Origin of the sequence: Acinetobacter sp. ATCC 27244 (assembly GCF_000156555.1) — a bacterium.
In the GTDB taxonomy this organism is placed as follows: Bacteria; Pseudomonadota; Gammaproteobacteria; order Pseudomonadales; family Moraxellaceae; genus Acinetobacter; species Acinetobacter haemolyticus.
Genome location: NZ_GG665956.1, coordinates 57,562 through 58,958 on the forward strand (window position 1 = coordinate 57,562; position 1,397 = coordinate 58,958).

The following is a 1,397-nucleotide window of genomic DNA, read 5'->3' on the forward strand; positions in this document are numbered from 1 at the left end:
GGCACGCTTTAATTCTTTAATTTCACGTTCCATTTGCTTCATTTTTTCTTGATCAGATATCTGTTGTACTTTAATAGGATTTTGCTGATCTAAATGCTTTTGATGCCAGGCACGAAGTGTTTCAGGAGTACAACCGATCTTAGGCGCAATTGCTGTGATTGCAGCCCAAGTAGAAGGATAATCTTTTTCAGATTCAATCAATAATTGAACCGCTCTTTCTCTGATTTCAGGGGTATATTTTAATTTTGTCATCGGGATAGTCTCTCAGAATATTGACTCTCCGACAAACCCGGTACGGTTCAGCCATATTTAGCACGCCACTTGTAGAAAGTCGCATTACTCATGCCATGTTCACGGCACAGGGTAGTAACAGGCGTGCCAGACTCCGCCTGTTTCAAAATAGACATGATCTGACTGTCAGTAAATTTAGATGTTTTCATGCAGAATCTCCTGCTCTAATCTTAAGAGAAAATTCTACTTTTACTTCCTTTTATTTTTAGGGGGGATTACCTATACCAGTCAACCCATTTTTCAACTGTTTGAGTACAAACTTTCTGAATTAACTGAAGATGTATTTTGCGATTGGCTTGATCACAATGACTTCCGTCCAACAACATCAGCTAAAGCATACAGACTTACACGAGCTTTCCTGAATTGGTGCGAGGAACACGAGGATTATGAAAACTTAGTGCCTCCAAAATCATACAACTCAAAAAAAGTTAAAGATAAGGTCCCTTCCCCAAAAGCCAAGAATGATTGTTTGATGAAACAGCATCTAAAACCATGGTTTGAAGAGGTAAATAAGTTAACTAGTAGAAAAATAGCGATTTTTTGATATGTAGTTTAATCACTGGTTGCAGAAAGAATGAGCTGCTTTCATTAAAATGGACAGATGTCGATTTTCGTTGGAAAACAGCAAAAGTTAGAGATAAAATTGAAGATGAAGGTCGCCTAATTCCTCTGACGGCATATGTTGAAAGCCTATTTTTAGAACTAAGGAAAAATTCTGATTCTAAATTCATATTTAGCAGTAAGGGTGCTAAATGCGGTCATATTGTCAATCCTTACGATAGCTTAGAGAAAATATGTAAAAAACTAAATATTGAACTTACTCCCCATGGATTGAGGAGATCATATAAAACGTTAGCTATTTGGGCAAAAATCAATGAAGGATCTTTAGCACAGATATCAGGTCATAAACCAAGTGCATTAGTTGTAAGGCACTACATCGTACGACCTATGGATATGCTACAAGAAACACTACAAGAATATGAGGATTGGATTTTGCAACAAGTGCGAAATGGCATTAATTGAAATGCCTCGACACGGAATTAGGTCGACCACTTACCTAAGTTACGCCTTAAATTTAGCTCAATTAGGGCGCTTTGCATTTCAAA

1 protein-coding gene and 2 pseudogenes are annotated in these 1,397 nt (G+C 37.3%); 1 reads left to right on the forward strand and 2 read right to left on the reverse strand.

Annotated features, from left to right (window positions below; genetic code table 11):
- Together HMPREF0023_RS09230 and HMPREF0023_RS16290 are read right to left on the reverse strand one after the other, a co-directional pair.
- A partial coding sequence (locus tag HMPREF0023_RS09230) for a transposase (RefSeq protein WP_008941941.1) occupies positions 1–252 on the reverse strand: 252 nt, incomplete at its 3' end.
- A 50-nt stretch (positions 253–302) separates the two neighbouring features.
- Positions 303–440: pseudogene (locus HMPREF0023_RS16290) on the reverse strand (transposase); the annotation flags it as partial.
- Positions 441–511: 71 nt separating this feature from the next.
- Between HMPREF0023_RS16290 and HMPREF0023_RS17065 the strand changes: the two are divergent.
- Positions 512–1,314, forward strand: a pseudogene (locus HMPREF0023_RS17065) (tyrosine-type recombinase/integrase); the annotation flags it as partial.
- Between the last annotated feature and the right edge of the window lie 83 nt (positions 1,315–1,397).